Source organism: Cellulomonas sp. SG140 (assembly GCF_025770785.1).
Classification (GTDB): Bacteria; Actinomycetota; Actinomycetes; order Actinomycetales; family Cellulomonadaceae; genus Cellulomonas.
Genome location: NZ_JANZLA010000003.1, coordinates 114,696 through 135,163 on the forward strand (window position 1 = coordinate 114,696; position 20,468 = coordinate 135,163).

Annotated in this window: 17 protein-coding genes; 10 read left to right on the top strand and 7 right to left on the bottom strand. The window is 74.0% G+C overall.

The features are described 5' to 3' along the window. Window positions 1–430: 430 nt before the first annotated feature. Both N0B34_RS06975 and N0B34_RS06980 read left to right on the top strand, forming a co-directional pair. Window positions 431–2,410, top strand: coding sequence for a putative bifunctional diguanylate cyclase/phosphodiesterase (locus N0B34_RS06975; protein ID WP_263730612.1), 1,980 nt, complete (start codon window positions 431–433; stop codon window positions 2,408–2,410). Between the two features lie 3 nt (window positions 2,411–2,413). Continuing rightward, complete coding sequence (locus tag N0B34_RS06980; protein WP_263730613.1) at window positions 2,414–2,938, top strand: DUF5317 domain-containing protein; 525 nt, start codon at window positions 2,414–2,416, stop codon at window positions 2,936–2,938. A gap of 61 nt (window positions 2,939–2,999) precedes the next feature. On the opposite strand, the gene N0B34_RS06985 is transcribed toward N0B34_RS06980, so the two are convergent. Then, window positions 3,000–4,649 carry an FAD-binding dehydrogenase gene (locus N0B34_RS06985; RefSeq protein ID WP_263730614.1) on the bottom strand — a complete coding sequence of 550 codons (1,650 nt, stop codon included), beginning with the start codon at window positions 4,647–4,649 and terminating at the stop codon, window positions 3,000–3,002. Between the two features lie 268 nt (window positions 4,650–4,917). Between N0B34_RS06985 and N0B34_RS06990 the strand changes: the two genes are divergently transcribed. Next, window positions 4,918–6,087 carry an MFS transporter gene (locus N0B34_RS06990; RefSeq protein WP_263730615.1) on the top strand — a complete coding sequence of 390 codons (1,170 nt, stop codon included), beginning with the start codon at window positions 4,918–4,920 and terminating at the stop codon, window positions 6,085–6,087. A gap of 27 nt (window positions 6,088–6,114) precedes the next feature. Here N0B34_RS06990 and N0B34_RS06995 read toward each other — a convergent pair whose 3' ends face one another. Continuing rightward, window positions 6,115–6,861 carry a pyrimidine reductase family protein gene (locus N0B34_RS06995; protein ID WP_263730616.1) on the bottom strand — a complete coding sequence of 249 codons (747 nt, stop codon included), beginning with the start codon at window positions 6,859–6,861 and terminating at the stop codon, window positions 6,115–6,117. Between the two features lie 9 nt (window positions 6,862–6,870). Continuing rightward, window positions 6,871–7,776 carry a dihydropteroate synthase gene (folP, locus tag N0B34_RS07000; protein WP_412175709.1) on the bottom strand — a complete coding sequence of 302 codons (906 nt, stop codon included), beginning with the start codon at window positions 7,774–7,776 and terminating at the stop codon, window positions 6,871–6,873. A gap of 115 nt (window positions 7,777–7,891) precedes the next feature. Here folP and N0B34_RS07005 point away from each other — a divergent pair, with 115 nt between their 5' ends. From N0B34_RS07005 to N0B34_RS07020, 4 genes are all read left to right on the top strand, one after another. Then, window positions 7,892–8,245 (top strand): hypothetical protein, encoded by a 354-nt coding sequence (locus N0B34_RS07005; RefSeq protein WP_263730617.1) that lies wholly within the window; start codon window positions 7,892–7,894, stop codon window positions 8,243–8,245. A 144-nt stretch (window positions 8,246–8,389) separates the two neighbouring features. Next, a complete protein-coding gene (locus N0B34_RS07010) occupies window positions 8,390–9,937 on the top strand; it encodes a S53 family peptidase (protein ID WP_263730618.1) in 1,548 nt (515 codons plus the stop codon). 215 nt (window positions 9,938–10,152) lie between these two features. Beyond that, window positions 10,153–11,151: a zinc-dependent alcohol dehydrogenase family protein gene (locus N0B34_RS07015; RefSeq protein ID WP_263730619.1), complete on the top strand. Its 999-nt coding sequence runs from the start codon at window positions 10,153–10,155 to the stop codon at window positions 11,149–11,151. Then, complete coding sequence (locus N0B34_RS07020) at window positions 11,148–12,734, top strand: CHAD domain-containing protein (protein WP_263730621.1); 1,587 nt, start codon at window positions 11,148–11,150, stop codon at window positions 12,732–12,734. Before N0B34_RS07015 ends, N0B34_RS07020 begins: the two co-directional genes overlap by 4 nt. Window positions 12,735–12,820: 86 nt before the next feature. Here the strand turns inward: N0B34_RS07020 and N0B34_RS07025 are convergent, their stop codons facing one another. The 3 genes from N0B34_RS07025 to N0B34_RS07035 are packed head-to-tail and all read right to left on the bottom strand — an operon-like array spanning window position 12,821 to window position 15,568. Then, entirely contained in the window at window positions 12,821–13,585 is a 765-nt protein-coding gene (locus N0B34_RS07025; protein WP_263730959.1) for an amino acid ABC transporter ATP-binding protein, read from the bottom strand. 26 nt (window positions 13,586–13,611) lie between these two features. Then, complete coding sequence (locus tag N0B34_RS07030) at window positions 13,612–14,628, bottom strand: amino acid ABC transporter permease (RefSeq protein ID WP_263730622.1); 1,017 nt, start codon at window positions 14,626–14,628, stop codon at window positions 13,612–13,614. 10 nt (window positions 14,629–14,638) lie between these two features. Then, window positions 14,639–15,568 (bottom strand): ABC transporter substrate-binding protein, encoded by a 930-nt coding sequence (locus N0B34_RS07035; RefSeq protein WP_263730623.1) that lies wholly within the window; start codon window positions 15,566–15,568, stop codon window positions 14,639–14,641. Window positions 15,569–15,728: 160 nt separating this feature from the next. Here N0B34_RS07035 and purT point away from each other — a divergent pair, with 160 nt between their 5' ends. The 3 genes from purT (at window position 15,729) to N0B34_RS07050 (ending at window position 18,498) form a co-directional block, all read left to right on the top strand. Then, complete coding sequence (gene purT, locus N0B34_RS07040) at window positions 15,729–17,009, top strand: formate-dependent phosphoribosylglycinamide formyltransferase (RefSeq protein ID WP_263730624.1); 1,281 nt, start codon at window positions 15,729–15,731, stop codon at window positions 17,007–17,009. 126 nt (window positions 17,010–17,135) lie between these two features. Next, a complete protein-coding gene (locus N0B34_RS07045; protein ID WP_263730625.1) occupies window positions 17,136–17,405 on the top strand; it encodes a Rho termination factor N-terminal domain-containing protein in 270 nt (89 codons plus the stop codon). A gap of 145 nt (window positions 17,406–17,550) precedes the next feature. Beyond that, window positions 17,551–18,498, top strand: a complete 948-nt coding sequence (locus N0B34_RS07050) for a DMT family transporter (protein ID WP_263730626.1) — start codon at window positions 17,551–17,553, stop codon at window positions 18,496–18,498. Between the two features lie 3 nt (window positions 18,499–18,501). Here the strand turns inward: N0B34_RS07050 and nhaA are convergent, their stop codons facing one another. Continuing rightward, on the bottom strand, window positions 18,502–20,358 hold the full coding sequence (gene nhaA / locus N0B34_RS07055) for a Na+/H+ antiporter NhaA (RefSeq protein WP_263730627.1): 1,857 nt from the start codon (window positions 20,356–20,358) through the stop codon (window positions 18,502–18,504). Window positions 20,359–20,468: the final 110 nt, after the last annotated feature.

Sequence of the window (20,468 nt, forward strand, 5' to 3'; positions counted from 1 at the left end):
GTTCCTCTCGCTGATGCCGCGTCCTGGCTGTCAGCGTCATGACGAACGACGAGCCCTGGGATCGACAGCGGAGGGCCGCGCGCGCGACGGGCGCGCCACGATGTCGACACGCCCAAATGCGGGCGCTCCGGGCACCCGATACGAAAGGATCGCTCACGGCTGCGCCCTGCCAGCCGATAAGACGACGGACGACGCGCGTACCCACGGCCGGCACCTTGCACGTCACGCCGCCCGTGGGCACGGCAGGGGGGCTGCGGCCGCAGGCGTCGTCCCCAGCCGAAAGGGACCCACACATGGGCAAGTGGAAGACCACCCAGAACAGCACTGTCGTCCGCATCGCGGCGAGCGCCGGCACGCTCGTGGCCGTGGCAGTGCTGGTCGGCGCTGGGTACAAGTGGTAACAGCTCCTGTCGGCGTCTACGTCACGGCGGTGACCAGCCTCGGCCTGGTCGGGCTGGTGGTCACCGTGGTGGCGAGCTCCTGGCCGGACACCGTCTCGCGGATCCTCGTCTGGCCCAGCGTCGTGCTGGCCGTGGCCGCGCTGGCCGGCGAGGTGCGGCCGATCCGGCTCTCGGGGGAGGACGACGCCGGAACCCTGTCGACGTCGGCGCCGTTCATCCTGGCCCTGACCGCGATCGGCGGCGTCGCCGTCGCGGTCATCGTGCAGGCGGTGGCCAGCCTGGTCGACGACCTGCTGCATCGTCGCGAGGCGCGCAAGTCCCTGTTCAACACGGCCCAGTACGCGCTGAGCGTCCTGACCGCCCGCGCGGTCTTCTGCTGGCTGACGCACGTTCCGTTCCTCGGCGGACCGAAGCTCGTCGAGGTGCGGGACGTGGTGCCGCTGCTCGTCGCGGGTCTGGTGATGATCACCGTCAACCGGGTCCTGGTCGCGGGCGTCGTGTCCCTGGCCACGCTCCAGCCGTTCATGGCGGTGGTGACCGAGGACGGTGTCGCCCACGCCGTGACCAACCTGGTGCTTATCTCCGTCGGCTGCCTGGCCGGCGTGCTCGCGGCGGACGGAGTGGGCGTCCTGGTGCTCCTCGTGCCGTTCGTCGTCTCGGCACACCTGCTCGCCGGGGCCGCCGCTCGGCACGCGCACCTGGCGTCGCACGACTCGCTGACCGGTCTGGCCAACCGCGACCAGCTGCGGCGGTCGCTGGACGACGGTTTCACGGCCGCAGCGCGGACGGACGGCAACGGGCCCGGTCTGGTGCTCGTCGACCTGGACCACTTCAAGGACATCAACGACACGCTGGGACACCCGGTGGGCGACCAGCTGCTGCGGCAGGTGGCGCGGCGGCTGGTGTCCGACCTGCCGGAGGACGTCGCGGTGCACCGGCTCGGTGGCGACGAGTTCGCCGTGGTGGTCGCGGGCAACCTCGCCGATGCGCAGCACGTCGCCCGGGTGCTGCTGCGGTCGCTCGACGACCCGATCCGGGTGGAGGGCCTCGACCTGCTGATCCGCGCGAGCGCGGGCGTCGCCGTCGCCCCGGAGCACGGCACCGATCCGCAGGAGCTGATGAAGCGGGCGGACATCGCGCTGTACTACGCCAAGCTCGAGCGCGACCGCATCAGCACCTACGCGCCCGAGTTCGACATCAACACCCTCGAACGGCTCCACCTGCTCGCCGACCTGCGCGCCGCGCTCGAGTCGGGCGACCTCTTCGTCGACTACCAGCCGCAGGTGGACCTGGCCGACTCCCGGATCGTGGGCGTCGAGGCGCTGGTCCGCTGGGAGCACCCGGTCCGCGGTCTGGTCGCCCCGGACGACTTCGTCCCTCTGGCGGAGAGCTCGGGCCTCATCACGGCGCTGACGGAGTTCGTGCTGGAGACCGCGCTGGCGGACCTGGCGCGGTGGCGCGCCGCGGGTCACGACGTCCGCGTCGCGGTCAACCTCTCGGCCCGGCACCTGTCCGACCTCTCGCTGCCGCCCCGGATCGCGGCGACGCTCGCGAGGCACCAGATGCCGGCGACGGCCCTCGTGCTCGAGGTGACGGAGACGGGCATCCTCTCCGACCCCGCGCGCGCCGACCTGGTCATCAGCGCCCTGCGCGCGCTCGGCGTCGGCATCGCGGTGGACGATTACGGCACCGGGAACGCCTCGCTCAGCTACCTCAAGCGGTTGGAGGTGGACGAGCTCAAGGTGGACCGGTCGTTCGTCAGCGACATCGCGACCGACACCCAGGACCTGATCATCGTGCGGTCCACCATCGCCCTGGCCCTGGCGCTCGGGCTGCGCGTGGTCGCGGAAGGCGTGGAGGATGAGCCGACCGCCGCAGCGCTGAGAGAGATCGGTGAGGTCATCGGGCAGGGCTTCCACCTCGGTCGTCCCACCACGCCGCGACTGCTGGCCGAGCAGCTGGAGCGGCAGGGCGGCCACTCCGCCACCGTCGGTGCCCGAGGGCTCTGAGCGATGCTCGTGCTCGCCGCGTGCCTCCTCGCGCTCGCGACACCTCTCGTCGTCGGCCGTTGGCCCGCCGGTCTCCTGCTGCACCGGTGGCACGCCCCGCTGCTGATCTGGGCGACCCTCGCGGTACAGGTCGTCGTCGTCGAGGTTCGGCTGCCGCACGGGCTCGCCCCCGTCGCGCACGTGCTGACGTACGTGCTCGCGCTCGGCTTCCTGTGGCTGAACCGACGGCTGCCGGGGGCCGTGCTGGTCGGCCTGGGCGCGGTGTCGAACGGTCTGACGATCGCCCTCAACGGCGGCGTCCTGCCGGCGTCACGCTGGGCGACGACCGCAGCCGGCATCGACCCGCACCTCGCCTTCGCCAACAGCGCGGTCGTCGACCACCCGGTGCTGCCGTGGCTCGGCGACGTCTTCGCGTGGCCGGTGCCGCTGCCGCTGGCCAACACGTTCAGCGTCGGCGACGCTCTGGTCGTGGCCGGTGTCGCGGTGGCGGCGTGGACCGGTGCCCGCCCCGTGCGCCGCACGGCCTGACGGTCCCGCCTGCGGTTCACGGGTCGCGCTCCCGCAGCCCGGCCGTGCCGCCCGGGTGCACCTAGGCGATCTCCGCCGCCGCCGCCCGCCCCGCCGTCCGGCCCGAGAACAGGCAGCCGCCGAGGAAGGTGCCCTCGAGCGCGTTGTAGCCGTGCATCCCGCCACCGCCGAACCCGCTGACCTCACCGGCGGCGTAGAGACCCGGGATCGGGACACCGCCGCCGTCGAGCACCCGGCCGCTCAGGTCCGTGTGTAGGCCCCCGAGCGTCTTGCGCGTGAGGATGCTCAGCCGGACCGCGATCAGGGGACCGGCGGCGGGGTCGAGCAGGCGGTGCGGGGCCGCCACGCGGATCAGCCGGTCGCCGCGGTAGCGCCGCGCGGCCCGGATCGCCGTGACCTGCGCGTCCTTCGAGAACGGGTTGTCGAGCTCGCGGTCGCGTGCCTCGACCAGGGCCTGCAGGCGGTCGACGTCGAGGAGCGGGGCACCGACGAGGTGGTTCATCCCCGCCACGAGCCGCGGCAGCGTGTCGGCCACGACGAAGTCCTCGCCGTGCCGCAGGAACGCCTCGACCGGACCGGGGGTACCGCGCCGGACGCGGGACAGGAGGAGGGGCAGGTCCTTGCCGGTCAGGTCCGGGTTCTGCTCCGAACCGGAGAGGGCGAGCTCCTTCTCGATGATCTTCCGGGTGAGGACGAACCAGGAGTGGTCGTGGCCGGTGCTCCGCAGGTGCCGGAGCGTGGCCAGGGTGTCGAAGCCGGGGAAGCACGGCGCCGGCAGGCGGTTCCCCTCCGCGTCGAGCCAGAGCGACGACGGCCCGGGCAGGATGCGGATGCCGTGGTCGGCCCAGACCGGGTCCCAGTTGTGCAGCCCCTCGGTGTAGTGCCACATCCGGTCCGCGTTGATCACGGCGGCCCCGGCGGCCGCAGCGATCTGCAGCATCCGCCCGTCGACGTGCGCCGGCACGCCGGCGACCAGCTCCCGCGGCGGTGCGCCGAGGCGCTCAGGCCACATCCGGCGCACCAGGTCGAGGTTGCCGCCGATGCCGCCGGAGGCGACCACCACCACCTGCGCGCGGCAGGAGAAGCCACCTACCTCGACACGGGAGGAGGGCCTGCCGCGGCCGACGGACGAGGCCTCCAGGACAGCGCCGCTGACCCCGGTCACCGCGCCGTCGTGCGTGGTCAGGGTGTCGACCCGGTGCCGGAAGCGCAGCTCCACCCGCCCGGCCGCGACGTGCTCACGGACCCGCCTCTCGAAGGGGGCCAGCACACCCGGACCTGTGCCCCAGGTGATGTGGAACCGAGGGACGGAGTTGCCGTGGCCCTCGGCCCGGCCGTCGCCTCGCTCCGCCCAGCCCACCACCGGGAAGAACCGCACCCCCATCGCCCGCAGCCAGGCCCGCTGCTCACCGGCGGCGAACTGCAGGTAGGCCTCCGCCCACCGGCGGGGCCAGTGGTCCTCCGGGCGGTCGAAGCCGGCGGAGCCGAACCAGTCCTGCCGGGCCAGCTCCAGCCCGTCCCGCACGCCCATCCGACGCTGCTCCGGGGTGCCCACCAGGAACAGCCCGCCGAGGGACCAGAACGCCTGACCGCCCAGCGACTGCTCCGGCTCCTGGTCCAGCACCAGCACGCGCCTGCCGGCATCGGCCAGCTCGGCGGCGGCCACGAGCCCGGCGAGGCCCGCCCCCACGACGACGGCGTCGGCGTCCACATCGCTCCCGGGTGATCGACCGGTGTCCCGCCGCAAGGGTCGCCCGTGGCGGCGCAGCCGGCAACCGTCGGACGTCCGCGTCCGTCGGCGGCTGGCGGCATGATGGGCGCCGCACTCGCGCGCGAGCCGTTCCACGGCCGCCGTTCCGTCAGCAGGGGAGCCGACCATCACCGACAGCCAGCCGCGCACGCCGCGGCCTGCCGCCGTCCCGTTGGTCGCCCGGCGCAGCATCCCGCACCCGTTCCGCGCCCTCCCGGCGGAGGTCGCCGTGCTGACGGCGGTGGCCTTCTCGGTCGCCCTGGGCTTCGGGATCGTCGCCCCCGCCATCCCGCTGTTCGCCAAGGGGTTCGGGGTCAGCAACGCCGCCGCCGGTGCCGTGGTCTCCGTGTTCGCCCTGGTGCGGTTCGTGTCCGCCCCTGCCGCCGGCAGGCTGGTGGACCGCCTCGGGGAGAGGTGGGTGCTGGCGGCCGGCATCGGCATCGTCGGCGTCTCGAGCCTGCTGGCAGGGCTCTCGGGCAGCTACCCGCAGCTGCTGGTGCTGCGCGGGGTGGGCGGTCTCGGCTCCGCCATGTTCACCGTCTCGTCGTTCGCGCTGCTGCTGCGGGTGGTCGCCCCGGACCAGCGGGGCCGCGCCACCGGCGTCTACCAGACGGGATTCCTGCTCGGCGGCATCGCCGGTCCCGCCTTCGGCGGCCCGCTGACCGCCTGGTCGCTGCGTGCGCCCTTCTTCGTCTACGCCGGCACCCTCCTGATCGCCGGGGGAGTGGCCACCGTGTTCCTGGCGCGTACACCCTTGCGCGCGCACGAGGCGGCCGCGGGAACGGCGGAGCACGTGCCCACCGGCCTGGGGACCGCGCTGCGCAGCTCGGCGTACCGGGCCGCGGTCGTGAACAACTTCGCCGTCGGCTGGGCCGTGTTCGGTGTGCGGGCGTCCCTGGTGCCGGTGTTCGTCGTCGAGGGACTGCGGCTCGGCGCCTCCTGGACCGGCGCCGGTCTGGTGGTGTCGGCGGTGGTGCAGGCGATCGTCCTGGTGCCGGCCGGTCGCCTGGTCGACAGCGGAGGGCGACGACCCTTCCTCCGGGCGGGTGCCGCGCTCGCCCTGGCTGCCGGGGTGGCGATGGCGTTCGCCGGCGGCGCTCCGCTGTTCCTGGCCGGGATGGCCCTGTACGGCGCGGGGTCGGCGATGCTGGGCGTGTCCACCGCCGCCGTGGTGGGCGACGTGATCGGCCGTCGGGGCGGCACGCCGGTCGCCGCGTTCCAGATGGCCTCGGACGCCGGCGCGTTCGTCGGGCCTCTCGCGGCGGGAGCGTTGGCGGATGCCGCCTCCTTCCGGGTCGCGTTCCTCGCCACGGCGGGCGTCTCGGCCCTTGCGCTCGTGGCGGGCCTCGTCATGCCGGAGACGCGCCGCGCCCGGCCGCCGACGGATGCGCCTGCCTGACCGGCACAGGTGCCTCGTCGGCGCCGGTCACCGGCCGGTTGCGACCCGGCTCGCGGCAGCGTCCGTCGCGGGGTCCCGCAGGTAGCGCAGCAGCAGCATGTCGTCGGCCTGCAGCACACTCGCCAGGTGCATGCGCCGCGGTGTCTCCTCGGGGCCCACCGCGATGCGGCCGGCGTGGCCGCCCTCCAGGACGGGGCTGAGGGTGAGGCACAGCTCGTCGACGGCGTCCGCCGCCAGGAAGGTGCCGAACAGGTGCGGGCCGCCCTCGCAGAGCACCTGCAGCAGCCCGCGCTGCTCCAGCGCGCCGCGCAGCAGCCAGGGGTCGACGGCACCGGAGCCGACCAGCACCACGTCGGCGACCGACGCCAGCTCGTCGCGAGCGTCCGGCGGCGCGGCGTCGTGCGTCAGCACCAGCGGGCGCACCGGCGCGTCGGCGAACACCGGGTGGGTGGGGGGCAGGCCCAGGCGCGAGCTGACCAGGGCGAACGTCGGCTGGGGCGCCAGCCCGTGCTGCACCCGCCAGCGGACGGACTCGTCGTCGAGGCGCATCGCGCCGTAGCCCTCGTCGCGCAGCGTGCCGGCGCCCAGCAGGATCACGTCGGACAGCATCCGCAGCGTGTCGAACACGAGCTTGTCGTCGGCGTTGTTCAGCCCGCCGGACAGACCGCCCTGGGTCGCCGACCCGTCGAGGCTCGAGATGAAGTTCATCCGCAGGTGCGGCCGGGTGCGGTCCGCGACGGCGTAGCGGGCCAGGACGTCGTCACGGTGCAGCACGCGCACGCCTCAGCGGTTGTGCCGGTGCTCCACCGGCTCGCGTCGCCCGAGCACCGCCTCGATCATGCGCACCGCGTCGACGGTGGCACGCACGTCGTGCGCACGCACCACCCGTGCGCCGTGCTCGACGCACCAGGCCGCGACGGCGAGCGATCCCGCCAGACGCTCGTCCGCCGGGCGACCGAGCGTCTCGCCGACGAAGTCCTTGCGGGACAGGGCGACGAGCGTCGGGCCGATCGCCGTGATCTCGTCCAGCCGCCGGGTCAGCTCCAGCGAGTGGCTCGTGTTCTTGTTCAGGTCGTGGCCCGGGTCCACCACGATCCGCTCGCGTGCCACGCCGTGCGCCACGGCGTGCGCGACGCGCTCCCGCAGGAAGGCGGCCACCTCGGCCACCACGTCCCCGTACTGCGGGCGCGGCAGGTGCACGTGCGGGGCGGCCAGCGAGTGCGCGACGACGACCGTGGCACCCGTGCGGGCAACGACGTCGAGCATCGCGTCGTCACGCAGGCCGTTGGTGTCGTTGACCACGTCGGCACCGGCCTCGATCGAGGCTGCGGCGACCTGCGCCTGCGTGGTGTCCACGGAGATCACCACGTCGGACACCGCACGGATCGCGGCGACGACGGGCACGACGCGGTCGAGCTCCTCCGCGATCCCCACCGCAGGGGTGTCCGGCGAGAACGGGACACCGCCGACGTCGACCCAGTCCGCGCCCTCGGCCACCGCCCGCAGCGCCGCCTCCACGGCGGCCTCCAGGGCGAACGTCCGGCCGCGGTCGTAGAAGGAGTCCGGCGTGCGGTTGACGATGCCCATCACCGCGACGCGCGAGAGGTCAGGTGCGCGAGGAGCCTGCCGCCCGGGTGCGGGGGAGGCCGTCGGCTCGTCGGGGCTGTGGGTGGCCGTCGTCGTGGTCATCTCACCTGCACCTTAAGCCGCCGCTGGAGGGGAGCCCCGGAGCGCGAGGTGACGTCCCGAGGCATGGACGCCGCGCGAGACGTCGTTCGAACACCTGTTCGGGTAGGCTGACCGCATGACGGATCCCGAGGTGCGCACCGGCGGCGCACCCGTGTCCGGCTCGTCGCGGAGCGTCACCGCGTCGCGGGGGTCGCAGCAGCTGCCGGCACGCCTGGTCGCCAACCGTGACCTGCCGACCGCCGTCCCCGTGCGGCCGCAGGGGAACGTGCCCGTGATCGTGCGGGTCGTCTGGTCGGACGGCGCCGAGGAGTGGCGCCCGGCGCGTGCGGTCCGCTGGACGGCGACGCACGTGATGGTTGCCTGGCGTGACGACGAGGCGAACCCGCGGTCCGAGCGGCACGAGTGGCTGAAGGCGGGTGACGTCGCCCGCTCGGTGAGCTGGTTGGTGCCTCCCGGCCGTCCGTCCTGACCCGCGTCTGGGTGCCGACGCCGGGCGGGCCCGGAGATCGGGCCTGGCCTGCTCTTGCGCACGCCCGCCGTCGGGGTTCGGATGTACCCATTTCTCGTCCCGATGGTGGGACGGGTCCGTGTCGACTCTGATCGGGGAGAAGTCGTGCGCAGACTCTTGGCCTCATCCACAGCAACGCTCCTGGGACTGGCGACCGCCGGTGCCGCGGTCCCGGCCGCCGGGCTGGCCGCCGTCGCCGGGCCGGCGGTCGTACCTTTCGCCGTCGAGGCGCCGGACACGCCGGACGGGGCGAGCGCTGCGGGCACCCCGCCGGCGTGCGTCTCGCCGGCGCCCGTCAAGAAGTACGCCTACTACCACTGCAACACCCCGGACCAGGTCCGCGCCGCGCACGGGCTGCCGCCGCTGACGGCGTCGAGCACCGAGGGCGCCGGCCAGACGATCGTCCTGGTGGACGCCTACGGCAGCCCGACCGCGCAGCAGGACCTGACCACCTTCGCCTCCACGTTCGGCGGTCCGACGCCGAAGCTCGAGCAGTGGTTCCCGCAGGGCCAGCCCGGGTTCCCGACCACGACGGTGAACGGCAACGGCAACTCGCAGTCGGGCCCGGCAGCGGCGTCCGGCTGGGCCGGTGAGGCGACCCTCGACATCGAGTGGGCGTACGCACTCGCACCCGCGGCGAACATCGTGCTGCTCGCGGTGCCACCGGCGGAGACGCAGGGCGTGCCGGGCCTGCCCAACCTGATGAAGGCGATCGACGCCGCGGTCGACCGGTTCCCGGCCGGCACGGTGTTCTCGATGTCGTTCGGCACCGACGAGTCCGCCTTCGGCAGCGCGGCCGCCGCCAAGACGCAGTTCGCCCGGTTCGACACCACGTTCGCGCGCGGTGAGGCCAAGGGTGACTCGTTCTTCGCGTCCGCCGGTGACGGCGGGTCCGTCGGCTACACGCGCGCGCACCGGCAGACCGCCACGAGCCCCGACCCGCAGGTCTCCTACCCCAACGTCTCCCCGTACGTCACCTCGGTCGGCGGCACGCAGCTGCAGAACGGGTGGACGTGGAACCCCACCACCGACGTGCCGTACCTGGCCGACGGCAGCCAGAACCCGGCGTACTTCGGCTGGACCACCGGCGGGAGCACCGAGCCCGTGGACAACGAGAGCGCGACCGGCATGATCACGGGCGGCGGCCTGTCGACGGTGTACGCGCGGCCGGACTACCAGGCCGGTGTCGCCGACGTCGTCGGCGCCCACCGCGGTGTGCCGGACCTCGCGTGGAACTCGTCCGTCAACGGCGGTGTGCTGGTCTACACGTCCTTCTTCCCCGGCGTGAGCCGCGTGGGGTGGCACGTGTACGGCGGCACGTCCGCTTCGTCGCCGCAGGCTGCGGCGCTGACGGCCCTCGCCAACCAGCAGCGCATCGCGGCGGACAAGGCGCCCCTGGGCAACCTCAACCCGGTGATCTACGCGACCTCGTTCCCGCGGGCCACGGCCTTCGCGGACGTGGTCGCGCACACCTACGGGACCACCCCGAGCGGTGTCCTCGACTCGAACCGGGTGTGGGACATCGGCGCCGACGGCGTCATCACGCCTGGCCCGGTGCCCGGCTACGCGACGACGCCCGGGTACGACCTGACCACCGGCTGGGGCGTGCCGGCGGGCCCGTCGTACGTGTCGGCGCTGGTCGCAGCGCCGTAGCACGGCCGCCGGCTTCACGCCGGATCGCATGAGACCGCTGCGGGCGGCGTCGAGGACCGACTCGGCGCCGCCCGCAGCGTCGTGCGGCAGCCACCACCAGGCGGTCCGCGCGGCCCTCGCCGAGCCGGCGCGGGACCACGTCTGCCGACCGGTCTGGCACCGCACGGCCGGTGGGGGCAGGCTCGGAGCGTCGGCACTGGGAGCGGAGGCGCGACGTGCAGGCGTGGGTGGTGCAGCGATCGGGCCCGATCTCGTCCGGACCCCTGGTGCGTGCGACGGTGCCGGACCCGGAGCCCGGCGAAGGGCAGCTGCGGGTCCGGGTCGAGGCCTGCGGCGTCTGCCGCACGGACCTGCACCTCGCCGAGGGCGATCTGGCGCCGCGCCGGCCCAGGACGGTCCCCGGGCACGAGGTGGTCGGCGTCGTCGACGCGCTCGGTCCCGGTGCCCGGCGGTTCGCCATCGGCGACCGGGTCGGCATCGCCTGGTTGCGGGCGACCTGCGGTCGGTGCCGGTGGTGCCGGTCCGGCCGCGAGAACCTCTGCCCGGGCGCGCGCTTCACCGGCTGGGACGCCGACGGCGGGTTCGCCTCGCACGCCCTGGTCGGCGAGGACTTCGCCTACCGGCTCCCGCAGGACGTGCCCGCACCGGACCTTGCACCGTTGCTCTGCTCCGGGATCGTGGGCTACCGCGCCCTGCGCCGCGCCACGTTGCCACCGGGTGGCCGTCTGGGCCTCTACGGGTTCGGTGCCTCGGCGCACCTGGTCGCGCAGCTGGCCCTCGCCCAGGGCGCCGAGGTGCACGTGATGACGAGGTCGGAGCCGGACCGCGAGCTCGCGCGGCAGCTCGGCGCCACCTCGGTGCAGGGCGCCGCCGACGCGGCACCCGTGCCGCTGGACGCGGCGATCCTGTTCGCCCCCGTCGGCACGCTCGTGCCGCCCGCGCTCCGAGCGCTCGACCGCGGCGGCGTGCTGGTGCTGGCCGGCATCCATCTGAGCGACATCCCGACCCTGGTGTACGAGCGCGAGCTGTTCTACGAGAAGGAGGTCCGGTCCGTCACCGCGAACACGAGGGCCGACGGCGAGGAGCTGTTGCGCCTCGCGCACGCCCTCCGGATCCGGCCTCGCACCACGGTCCGGCCCATGGACGAGGCCGCCGAGGTGCTGGCCGACCTCGCGGCCGACCGGTACGCCGGCGCGGCGGTGCTGGTGCCGTGAGCGCCGACCGCCGCGCCGCCGACCGGTCCCACACCCACGCCGGCACCGTCCGGGAACCGACGGTCGCTCGCGAGCTGGTGCTGACGGACGAGGTCGACCTCCCGCCCTTCGCCGACATGGTGCCGGGCGCCGTCCAGGAGGTGCGCGACGACCCCGTGACGTTCCGTCAGCTGCAGCACGACACCGCCGACCTGCGCCTTGCTCGCTGGGGCGCCGAGCTGCGGGTCCGGCTCGACGGTCCGGATGCCGGGTGGCGGCTCACCCTGCCGCTCGGCGACGGTGCCGGGCAGGACGAGACGACGCGGGACGTCGTCGTCCACGAGCTGGTGGACGACGACTCGGGCGAGCACGCGCCGGCCGATCTGCTCGACCTGGTGACGGCGCTGGTGCGAGAGGCCGAGGTCCGGCCCGTCGCGCAGCTCCGCACGACCCGTGCCTCCGTGCACCTGCTGGACCCGGCGGCGGTCGAGCTCGCGGCGGTGCACGACGACCGCATAGAGGCGGAGCTGCGAGCGCGTGGCACGGAGCGCCAGCGGCGGCTGCGGATCACGGCGTTCGGTCCGCCGCCGGACGCCGAGCGGGCGGTCACGCGACTGGTCGACGCGGTCCAGGCGGTCGCCGGCGACGTCGAACCGGGCGATGCCCGGTCCAGCGGCACACCGCCGGCGGCGCGCCTGCCCGACGTCGTGGTGCCGTCCCGTCCCGGCAGCCGAAGCACGGCGCGCGAGGTGCTGACCTTCGCGGTCGCCCTGCACGTGGGAGCTTTCATCGCGGCGGACGTGGGTGTCCGCCGGGACCGCCCGGACGCGGTGCACCAGCTCCGTGTGGCGGCGCGCACCCTGCGCAGCGCGCTGCGGACGTTCACCCCCGTCTGCGACGAGGCCTGGGCGACGGGGCTGCGGGACCGGCTGGCCGTGGCGGCCGACGCTCTCGGAGCCGTCCGCGACACGGAGGTGCTGTACGACCGCCTCGAGCGCGACGTCCGGACGCTCGCCGCCGAGGACCGTGTGCGCGCGCTCCCCGCGCTGGACGCGCTGCTGCGACCGCGTCTGCTCGAGGCGCGGTCCGCCGCGCTCGAGGAGCTGCGCAGCGACCGCTACCTGCAGCTGCTGGTCGACCTCGTGGAGGCGGCGCGCCGGCCGCTCGTCGTCGATGCGGCCGACACAGAGGCCGCGGAGGTCCTGCCCGCGCTGGTGATGCACGACTGGAAGCGTCTGCGACGCGCCGTGCGGACCCTGCGCCAGGAGCACCCGGACCCGCACGCCCCGGCGTGGCACCGGGCCCGGATCCTCGCCAAGCGCGCTCGGTACGGGGCCCAGGCCACCGCGCCCAGCCTGGGCGGGCGCGCGCGGCGGTGCGCCGAGGAGCTCTCCGGCGTGACGGACCTGCTCGGCGAGCTGCACGACGGCGTGGTCGCGGCGCAGGTGCTCCAGGAGGCCGCCGACGCCGCGGACGGCGCCACGGGCTTCGCGCTCGGACGGCTCCTGGCGGTGGAGGACGCAGCCGTCCGCCGCGCTGCGGCCGAGTTCCTCGAGCGCTGGCCGCGGGTCCGGCGCCGGCTGGGGCGCCGACCGGTCGGCTGACCAGGGCCGCCGGCGGAGGTGCTCAGAGCGCGCGGGACTCAGGCCACGCCGCGCTCAGGCTACGCAGGGCTCAGGCCACGCGGGACTCAGAGCACGCGCGAGAGGAAGTCGCGCGTGCGCGCCTCGCGTGGGGAACCCAGCACCTCGTCGGGCGTGCCCTGCTCGACGACGACGCCGTCGGCCATGAAGACGACCTGGTCGGCGACCTCGCGGGCGAACCCGATCTCGTGGGTGACCACGATCATCGTCATGCCCGACTCGGCCAGGTCCCGCATGACCGCGAGCACCTCACCGACCAGCTCCGGGTCGAGCGCCGAGGTCGGCTCGTCGAACAGCATCAGCTCGGGATCCATCGCCAGCGCCCGGGCGATGGCGACCCTCTGCTGCTGACCACCAGACAGCTGCGCCGGATAGTGCTCCATGCGGTCCTCGAGGCCCACCCGCCGCAGCATGTCGACAGCCCGCGACCGTGCCTCGTCCTTGCCGCGCCGCAGCACCTGCACCTGCGCCTCGACCACGTTGCCCAGCGCCGTCATGTGCGGGAACAGGTTGAACCGCTGGAACACCATGCCGACCTCGGCGCGCTGGTGCGCGATGGCCTTCGGGTGCAGGCGGTACAGCGTAGGGGTGCCGTTGCGGACGCCCTCGCGGTACCCCATCAGCTCGCCGTTGATGAGCACCCGGCCGGCGCCGATCTCCTCGAGCTGGTTGATGCACCGCAGCGCGGTCGACTTGCCCGAACCGGACGGGCCGAGGACGACGCACACCGTGCCCTTGGGCACCACCAGGTCGATGCCGCGCAGGACGTGGGCGTCGCCGAACCACTTGTGCACCTGGCGGAGCTCGACCATCGGCACCGTGGTGTCGGTCGTCGTGCTCACTGTGCTCCTCCGGAGGGGTGCAGGCCGCCGCCCAGATCGTCCAGCGGCGTCGGCTCGGGGGTGGTCTGCGCCGCGTTGATCGCCGCCTGCCGTGCCGCACGACCGCGCCGCGGCCCCTGCGGGCCGGTGCTGACCTTGTGCACGTCGAAGCCGCGGCCGTAGTACCGCTCGAGGTAGTACTGGCCCACCATCAGGATGCTGGTCACCAGCAGGTACCAGAACGCCGCGACGATCAGCAGCGGCACGGGCTGGAAGATCCGGTTGCCGACGGCGCTGGTCGCGTAGTTCAGGTCGAGCGTGAAGGGCACCGCCAGCACCAGCGACGTGGTCTTGAGCATGGAGATCGTCTCGTTGCCCGTGGGAGGCACGATCACGCGCATCGCCTGGGGGAGCACCACCCGGCGCAGGATGGTGCCCTCCTTCATGCCCAGCGCCCGCGCGGCCTCGTGCTGACCGCGGTCGACGCTCTGCAGACCGGCCCTGACGATCTCCGCCAGGTAGGCCGCCTCGTTCAGCGCCAGGCCGAGCAGCGCCCCGCGGAACGCCGTGATCACGTCCTTGGTGGTGAAGCTCAGCCACTCGGGACCGAAGGGAACGCCGAGCGAGATCTTCGGGTAGAGCACCGAGATCAGGCCCCAGAACACCAGCTGGGTGTAGATGGGGGTGCCGCGGAACACCCAGATGTAGAACCACGAGACGGCGCGGGTCACCGGGTTGTCCGAGCCCCGCATCACGGCGAGCAGCACCGCGAGGACGACGGCTATCACCATCGACCCCACGGTCAGCGCGAGCGTCCACAGAACGCCCTGCAGCACCGGGGTGGCGAACAGGTACTTGCCGACCGTCGGCCAGGCGAACCGGGGGTTGGTGATGAGGCCGTGCACCGCCATGGCGGCGAGCACGGCGACGACGACGGCGGCCACCCACCGGCCGGGGTAGCGCACGGGCACCGCGTGGATGCGCTCGGGCTCCCGGCCGGGGGTGGTCGCGTCGGACCCCGCGGGGCTGCTCACCGTCGGGTTCTCAGCTGACGGTCGGGTTGAGCTCGGCCGTCTTCACCGCGCCGGCCTGGTTGCCCCAGGCAGTGAGGATCTTGCCGTAGGTGCCGTCGTCGATCAGCTTCTGCACGGCCTTCTGGATCGCCGTCGTCAGTGCCGTGTCGTCCTTGGAGACCACGATGCCCTGCGGGGCGCTCGAGAACACGTCACCGAGCTGCTCCAGCTGGCCGTTGGTCTGCGCGATCGCGTAGGCGATGATCGGCGAGTCGGCGTACATCAGGTCCGCCTTGCCGCCGACCAGGGCGGTGGTGACGTCGCTCTGCTTGGCGTACTTCAGCGGGTTCGGCGCCTTCTTGCCGTCGGCCTTGCACTTGTCGATCACGGCGTTGAACTCGTCGTCCTCGACCGTGCCGGTCTGGATGCCCACCGTCAGGCCGCACAGGTTGGTCGGGTCGACCTTGTTCGGGTTGCCCTTCTGCACGGCGTACGCCTCGCCGGCCTGGAAGTAGGCGATCATGTTCGCCTGCTTCTCGCGGTCCGCGTTGATGGTGAACGACGAGATGCCGACGTCGTACTTCGAGCCGATCGCCGGGATGATGCCGGTGAAGTCCGCCGACTGCACGGTGGTCTTCAGGCCGAGGACCGCGCCGATCGCCTTGGCGAGGTCGACGTCGTAGCCGACGGGCGTCTTGCCGTCCTCGGCGATGTACTCCGCGGGGGCGTACGAGGTGTCCGCGCCGACGGTCAGCGTGCCGGCGCTCTTCACCTTGTCCGGCAGCAGCGCGGCCAGCGTGTCGTCCTTCTTCACCGAGGACGGGTCGAAGGTCGCCGCGGCGCTCGCTCCGGCGGCCGAGCCGGAGGAGGAGGCGGCCGGCGTACCGCTGCCACCGCCGCAGGCGGTCAGGCTGAGGGTCACCGCGGCGACGGCGACGAGGGCGAGGGGCGTAGTGCGCACGGAAGGCCTCCAGGCGGCTCGCATCCCGTCGGCAGGGCGCTGGCGGGAGTCGGCAGGATCAGGCACCGGAACTCGGTCGGCGCCCGGGGCGGAACTTAGCGGGCACATGTTACGGCGCCGTGTCGCACGGATGCGCTGCCGTCCGCGGGAGGATCGCACCATGACCCCCGCCTCGAGCCCGTCCGACGCCGCGCCCGCCACCAGACGCCCGACCGTGCCGCGTCCCGGCACCCTCGGGACGCCAGGGACGTCGACGGCCACCCGGGTGCTGCTGCTGGGGTCCGGCGAGCTCGGCAAGGAGGTGGCGATCGAGCTGGTCCGGCTCGGGGTCGAGGTGGTCGCCGTCGACCGCTATGCCGGTGCCCCGGCGATGGCGGTCGCCGCGCGGTCGCACGTCGTCGACATGCTCGACCCCGAGGCGCTGCGGGCGGTGCTGGCCGTCGAGCGGCCCCACGTCGTCGTGCCGGAGATCGAGGCGATCGCCACCGCCGTGCTCGCCGAGGTGGAGGCGACCGGGGTGCGCGTGGTGCCGACGGCGCGGGCGACCCGGCTGACGATGGACCGCGAGGGCATCCGGCGCCTCGCCGCCGAGGAGCTCGGCCTGCCGACCTCGCCGTACCGGTTCACGGACTCGTTGGACGGCCTGCGTGCGGCAGTCGAGGACCTCGGGCTTCCGGTGGTGGTCAAGCCGGTGATGTCGTCGTCGGGGCACGGGCAGTCGCTGGTGCGGTCGGCCGACGGGCTCGAGGAGGCGTGGCGGGTGGCCCAGACCGGCGGACGGGCAGCCGCCACGGGCGGCGACGCGCCGGTCCGGGTGATCGTCGAGGGCTTCGTGCCGTTCGACACCGAGATCACGCTGCTCACCGTGCGGCACGTCGACGGCGTCACGTTCTGCGAGCCCGTCGGGCACTCCCAGGTCGACGGCGACTACCGCGAGTCGTGGCAGCCGGCGGCCCTGGAACCGCAGGTCCTCGCGGAGGCGCGGCGTATCGCCGAGCAGGTCACCGGCGCGCTGGGCGGCTTGGGGCTGTTCGGCGTCGAGCTGTTCGTCGTCGGCGACCGCGTCCTCTTCTCCGAGGTGTCCCCGCGCCCGCACGACACCGGGCTGGTCACCCTGGTGTCGCAGGACCTGTCGGAGTTCGCCCTGCACGCCCGCGCCGTGCTCGGTCTGCCCGCGCCCGAACCGCTGCGCCTCGGGGCCGGTTCCGAGCAGGCGGCGGCCGCCTCCTGCGCGGTGCTGGCATCGGGCGACGGCGTCCCGGTGTTCAGCGGCGTCGACGAGGCGCTGCGGCTCCCGACGGCCCAGGTACGGCTGTTCGGCAAGCCGGTGGTGCACGGGCACCGGCGGGTCGCGGTCGCGCTGGCCCGCGGCGCCGACGTGGCGCAGGCGCGCGAGCGGGCGCGCGCCGCGGCAGAGGCGCTGCACGTCGAGCTGCACTGACCCCGCGCGGGGCGCCGACCGGATGCGGCGCCCGCACCACGGCGTGACAGTGGAGGAGCGCTCGGCCGAGCGCATCGGTGCGCAGGCGCACCCGCCACGTGCGCTGCCGGAGGAGAGGACGCCACCATGCCTGGACGCAACCCCGGACCCAGCGTCAAGGACAAGGAGCTGTACGAGAAGCTCCGCGACGAGGGCAGCTCGAAGGAGAAGAGCGCGCGGATCGCCAACGCGGCGGCCGCCACCTCCCGTTCCGCGGTCGGCCGCAAGGGCGGGCGGAGCGAGCAGTACGAGGAGTGGTCGGTGGACCAGCTGCGCAAGCGGGCCGCGCAGATCGGCATCGAGGGCAGGTCCCACATGAGGAAGGCCCAGCTGGTCGACGCGCTCCGGCACCACTGACGTCGGCGCACCCGGCGCCGCCTGGCGGGCGGCGTCGCAGGTCTCGGTTACCCTCGCCCGGCGGGACGGTCCGCGCTGACGACTCCGGCGGACGGCACCCTGTCGCACCCCGCCGGCCGGCCCGGTCGGACGAGGGGAGTGGGACATGCTGCTCGCTGCGGTGCTCGGCGTCGCCGCCGGGGCGCTCCTGCCTGTTCAGACGGCGGTCAACACCCGGCTGTCGGCGTCGCTGCGCTCGACGTTCCTGGCGTCCCTGGTCTCGTTCGGCATCGGCACCGTCTTCCTCGCCGTGGTCGTCCTGGTGCTGCGGCCGTCCCTCGCCCTGGGCGCGACGCTGGCGCACCGGCCGTGGTGGATCTGGATCGGCGGCCTGTGCGGCGTCGTCTTCCTCACGCTCAACATGGTGCTGATGCGCCGGCTCGGCGCCTCGGTGACCGTCGTGCTGCCGGTGCTCGGTCAGGTTCTGGGCGGGCTGCTGATCGACGTGACCGGTGCGTTCGGCGTCGCGACCAGGACGTTGACGGCCTGGCGGCTGCTCGGCACGCTGCTGGTGGTCGTCGGGGCGGTGCTGGTCAACCTGCGCCGCCGCCCGGGTCCGCGGACCGGTGGAGCGCCCGCGCCTGGTGCCGCCGCATCGCGTGCCCTGCCGCTGCTCGCCGTGGCGGCCGTGCTGGCGGGGGGTCTGAGCGCGGTCCAGACCACTGTGAACGGTGAGCTGGGAAAGGCGCTCGGCTCGTCGATCGGCGCGTCGCTCGCGTCGTTCCTGGTGGGCACCGTCGCGCTCGTGGTGCTCAACGCCGTGCTGGCGGCGCGCGGCCGCCTGGTGGGGGCCGGCGCGTGGGCGCGTCCGCCGTGGTGGGGCTGGAGCGGCGGGCTGCTCGGTGCGACCTTCGTCGCCGTCAACGCCCTCGACGCACCCCTGCTGGGGACGTCCCTGACCGTCAGCGTCGTGCTCCTGGGGCAGATCGTCGCCGGGCTCGTCGTCGACCACACCGGAGCCCTGGGCGCGATGCGGCGACCCCTGACCGCACCCCGGCTCGGCGGCGCCGTCCTGGTGCTGGCCGGCATCCTCGCCGTGCGGCTCGGCGGCTGACCGTCAGCCTGCGACCGACGCGGTCGTGCCCGTCTCGTGGAGCGGGGCGCGGAGCGCCGTGACGAGGCTCGCCGCGTCGTAGGGGCCGACGTGCCGCTTGCCGTTGACGAAGAACGTCGGGGTGGACAGCAGGTCCATCAGGTCGGCGTCGTCCACGTCGTCCTGCACCCGTCGCGACACGTCCCCGTCCTCGAGGTCCTGGGCGAAGCGGTCGACGTCCATCCCCAGCTCGTCGGCGTAGGCGAGCAGGTCCTCGCGCTCCAGGTGGTCCTGCCGGGCGAACATCACCTTCGCCAGCTCGAGGAACCGGCCCTGACGGTCCGCCGCCTCCGCCGCCTCGGCCGCCTCGCGGGCGTGGGGGTGCACCCGCACGAGCGGCAGGTGGCGCCACACCCACACCACGTCGTCGCCCAGCTCGGCGAGCACCTCGTCCACCGACCCGGTGGCCCGGCTGCAGAAGGGGCACTCGAAGTCGCCGTACTCGACGATCACCATCGGGGCGTCGGGCCGGCCGCGATAGTGGTCGCGCTGGGCGTCGAAGGGTCGCAGCAGCGTCTTGCCGACCGCGACGGGCGGCGACCACCGGTCGACGACCGCGAGCAGCGCCCACCCGAGGCCGGCCGCCAGCACGGAGGCCACCAGCACCCCGACACGTGCCTGGGCGGCGGCCACCGGGTCCGGGATCGCGATGTCGGCGATCAGCAGGGCGATGGTGAAGCCGATGCCCGAGAGCGCCGCGCCGCCCGCCACCCGGCGCAGGCGGAGCCCGGGTGCGAGGCGACCCCAGCCGCTGCGGTCCACCAGTGCGGTGGCGCCGGTGATGCCGACCAGCTTGCCGACCACCAGGCCGAGCACGACCCCCCAGAAGAGCGGGGCGCGCAGCGCGCCGCTCAACGTCCCGGCGTCCAGGGGGACCCCGGCGTTGGACAGTGCGAAGACGGGCAGGACGACGAACGACACGAAGGGCGCCACGGCGACCTGCAGGCGCTCGTTGATGGAGATCGACTCGCGCAGGCCGCGGGTCGCGGCGGCGGCGTAGCGGGGGTTGGGCGACTGCCGGAACGCCCGGGTCAGCGCCTCGACGTTCTCCACGTCGCGCCGTCGCGGCGCGAACACGGGGATCAGCAGCGCGACGGCGACGCCGGCCAACGTCGGGTGGATCCCGGCCGCGTGCAGGGCGAACCACAGCACCACGGCGAGCACGCCGTAGACCGGCCCTCGGCCGGACGGCAGGAACCGCACCAGCGCGAGGAGCCCGACTGTGACGGCGGCGACCAGCAGCGCGCCGACCTGCAGGTGAGCGGTGTAGAAGAGCGCGATCACCGTCAGCGCGCCCACGTCGTCGACCACCGCCATGGTGAGCAGGAACACCCGCAGCCGCGCGGGGTGCCGGGGACGGATCAGGGCCAGCGCGCCGATCAGGAAGGCCGTGTCCGTGGAGATCACCACGCCCCATGCGTGGGCGTTGCCCGACCGGCCGGCCACCAGCAGGAAGATCAGCGCGGGTACGGCGAGGCCGCCGATCGCGGCGGCCGCGGGAACGACGGCACGCGCACGCTCGGACAGCTGCCCTATGGTGACCTCGTCCTTGACCTCGAGGCCGACGGCGAAGAAGAAGACCGCCATCAGGGCGTCGTTCACCACCGAGTGCAGCGTGAGCTGGATCGAGGCGGACCCCAGCGACAGGCCCACGGGGGTGCCCCAGAAGGTGCCGTAGCTGTGACCGACGGGGGAGTTGACCCACACGACCGCCGCGACGGTCGCGGCGACGAGCAGGGCGGCCGACGCGCGGTCCCGGTCCATCCGCGGCGCGCGCGGCAACGGCGGCGGCGCGCTGGTCAGCTGCAGGTCCGTGCTCATGGGGCCTCCCGTCGACCGTGGGCGTCTGGACGTGCCAACTCCGGGCACCCGGTCGATCTTCCCCGTCGGTGGTCAGCGCCGACAGGCCCACGGACGAGGGCGCCGGGCGG

What these genes read in the sequence shown, in the direction of transcription:
- N0B34_RS06980 (WP_263730613.1), top strand. Translation starts at nt 2,414, where the DNA reads ATGCTCGTGCTCGCCGCGTGCCTCCTCGCGCTCGCGACACCTCTCGTC.
- folP (WP_412175709.1), bottom strand. Translation starts at nt 7,776, where the DNA reads ATGACCACGACGACGGCCACCCACAGCCCCGACGAGCCGACGGCCTCC.
- N0B34_RS07005 (WP_263730617.1), top strand. Translation starts at nt 7,892, where the DNA reads ATGACGGATCCCGAGGTGCGCACCGGCGGCGCACCCGTGTCCGGCTCG.
- N0B34_RS07025 (WP_263730959.1), bottom strand. Translation starts at nt 13,585, where the DNA reads ATGGTCGAGCTCCGCCAGGTGCACAAGTGGTTCGGCGACGCCCACGTC.
- purT (WP_263730624.1), top strand. Translation starts at nt 15,729, where the DNA reads ATGACCCCCGCCTCGAGCCCGTCCGACGCCGCGCCCGCCACCAGACGC.
- N0B34_RS07045 (WP_263730625.1), top strand. Translation starts at nt 17,136, where the DNA reads ATGCCTGGACGCAACCCCGGACCCAGCGTCAAGGACAAGGAGCTGTAC.
- N0B34_RS07050 (WP_263730626.1), top strand. Translation starts at nt 17,551, where the DNA reads ATGCTGCTCGCTGCGGTGCTCGGCGTCGCCGCCGGGGCGCTCCTGCCT.
- nhaA (WP_263730627.1), bottom strand. Translation starts at nt 20,358, where the DNA reads ATGAGCACGGACCTGCAGCTGACCAGCGCGCCGCCGCCGTTGCCGCGC.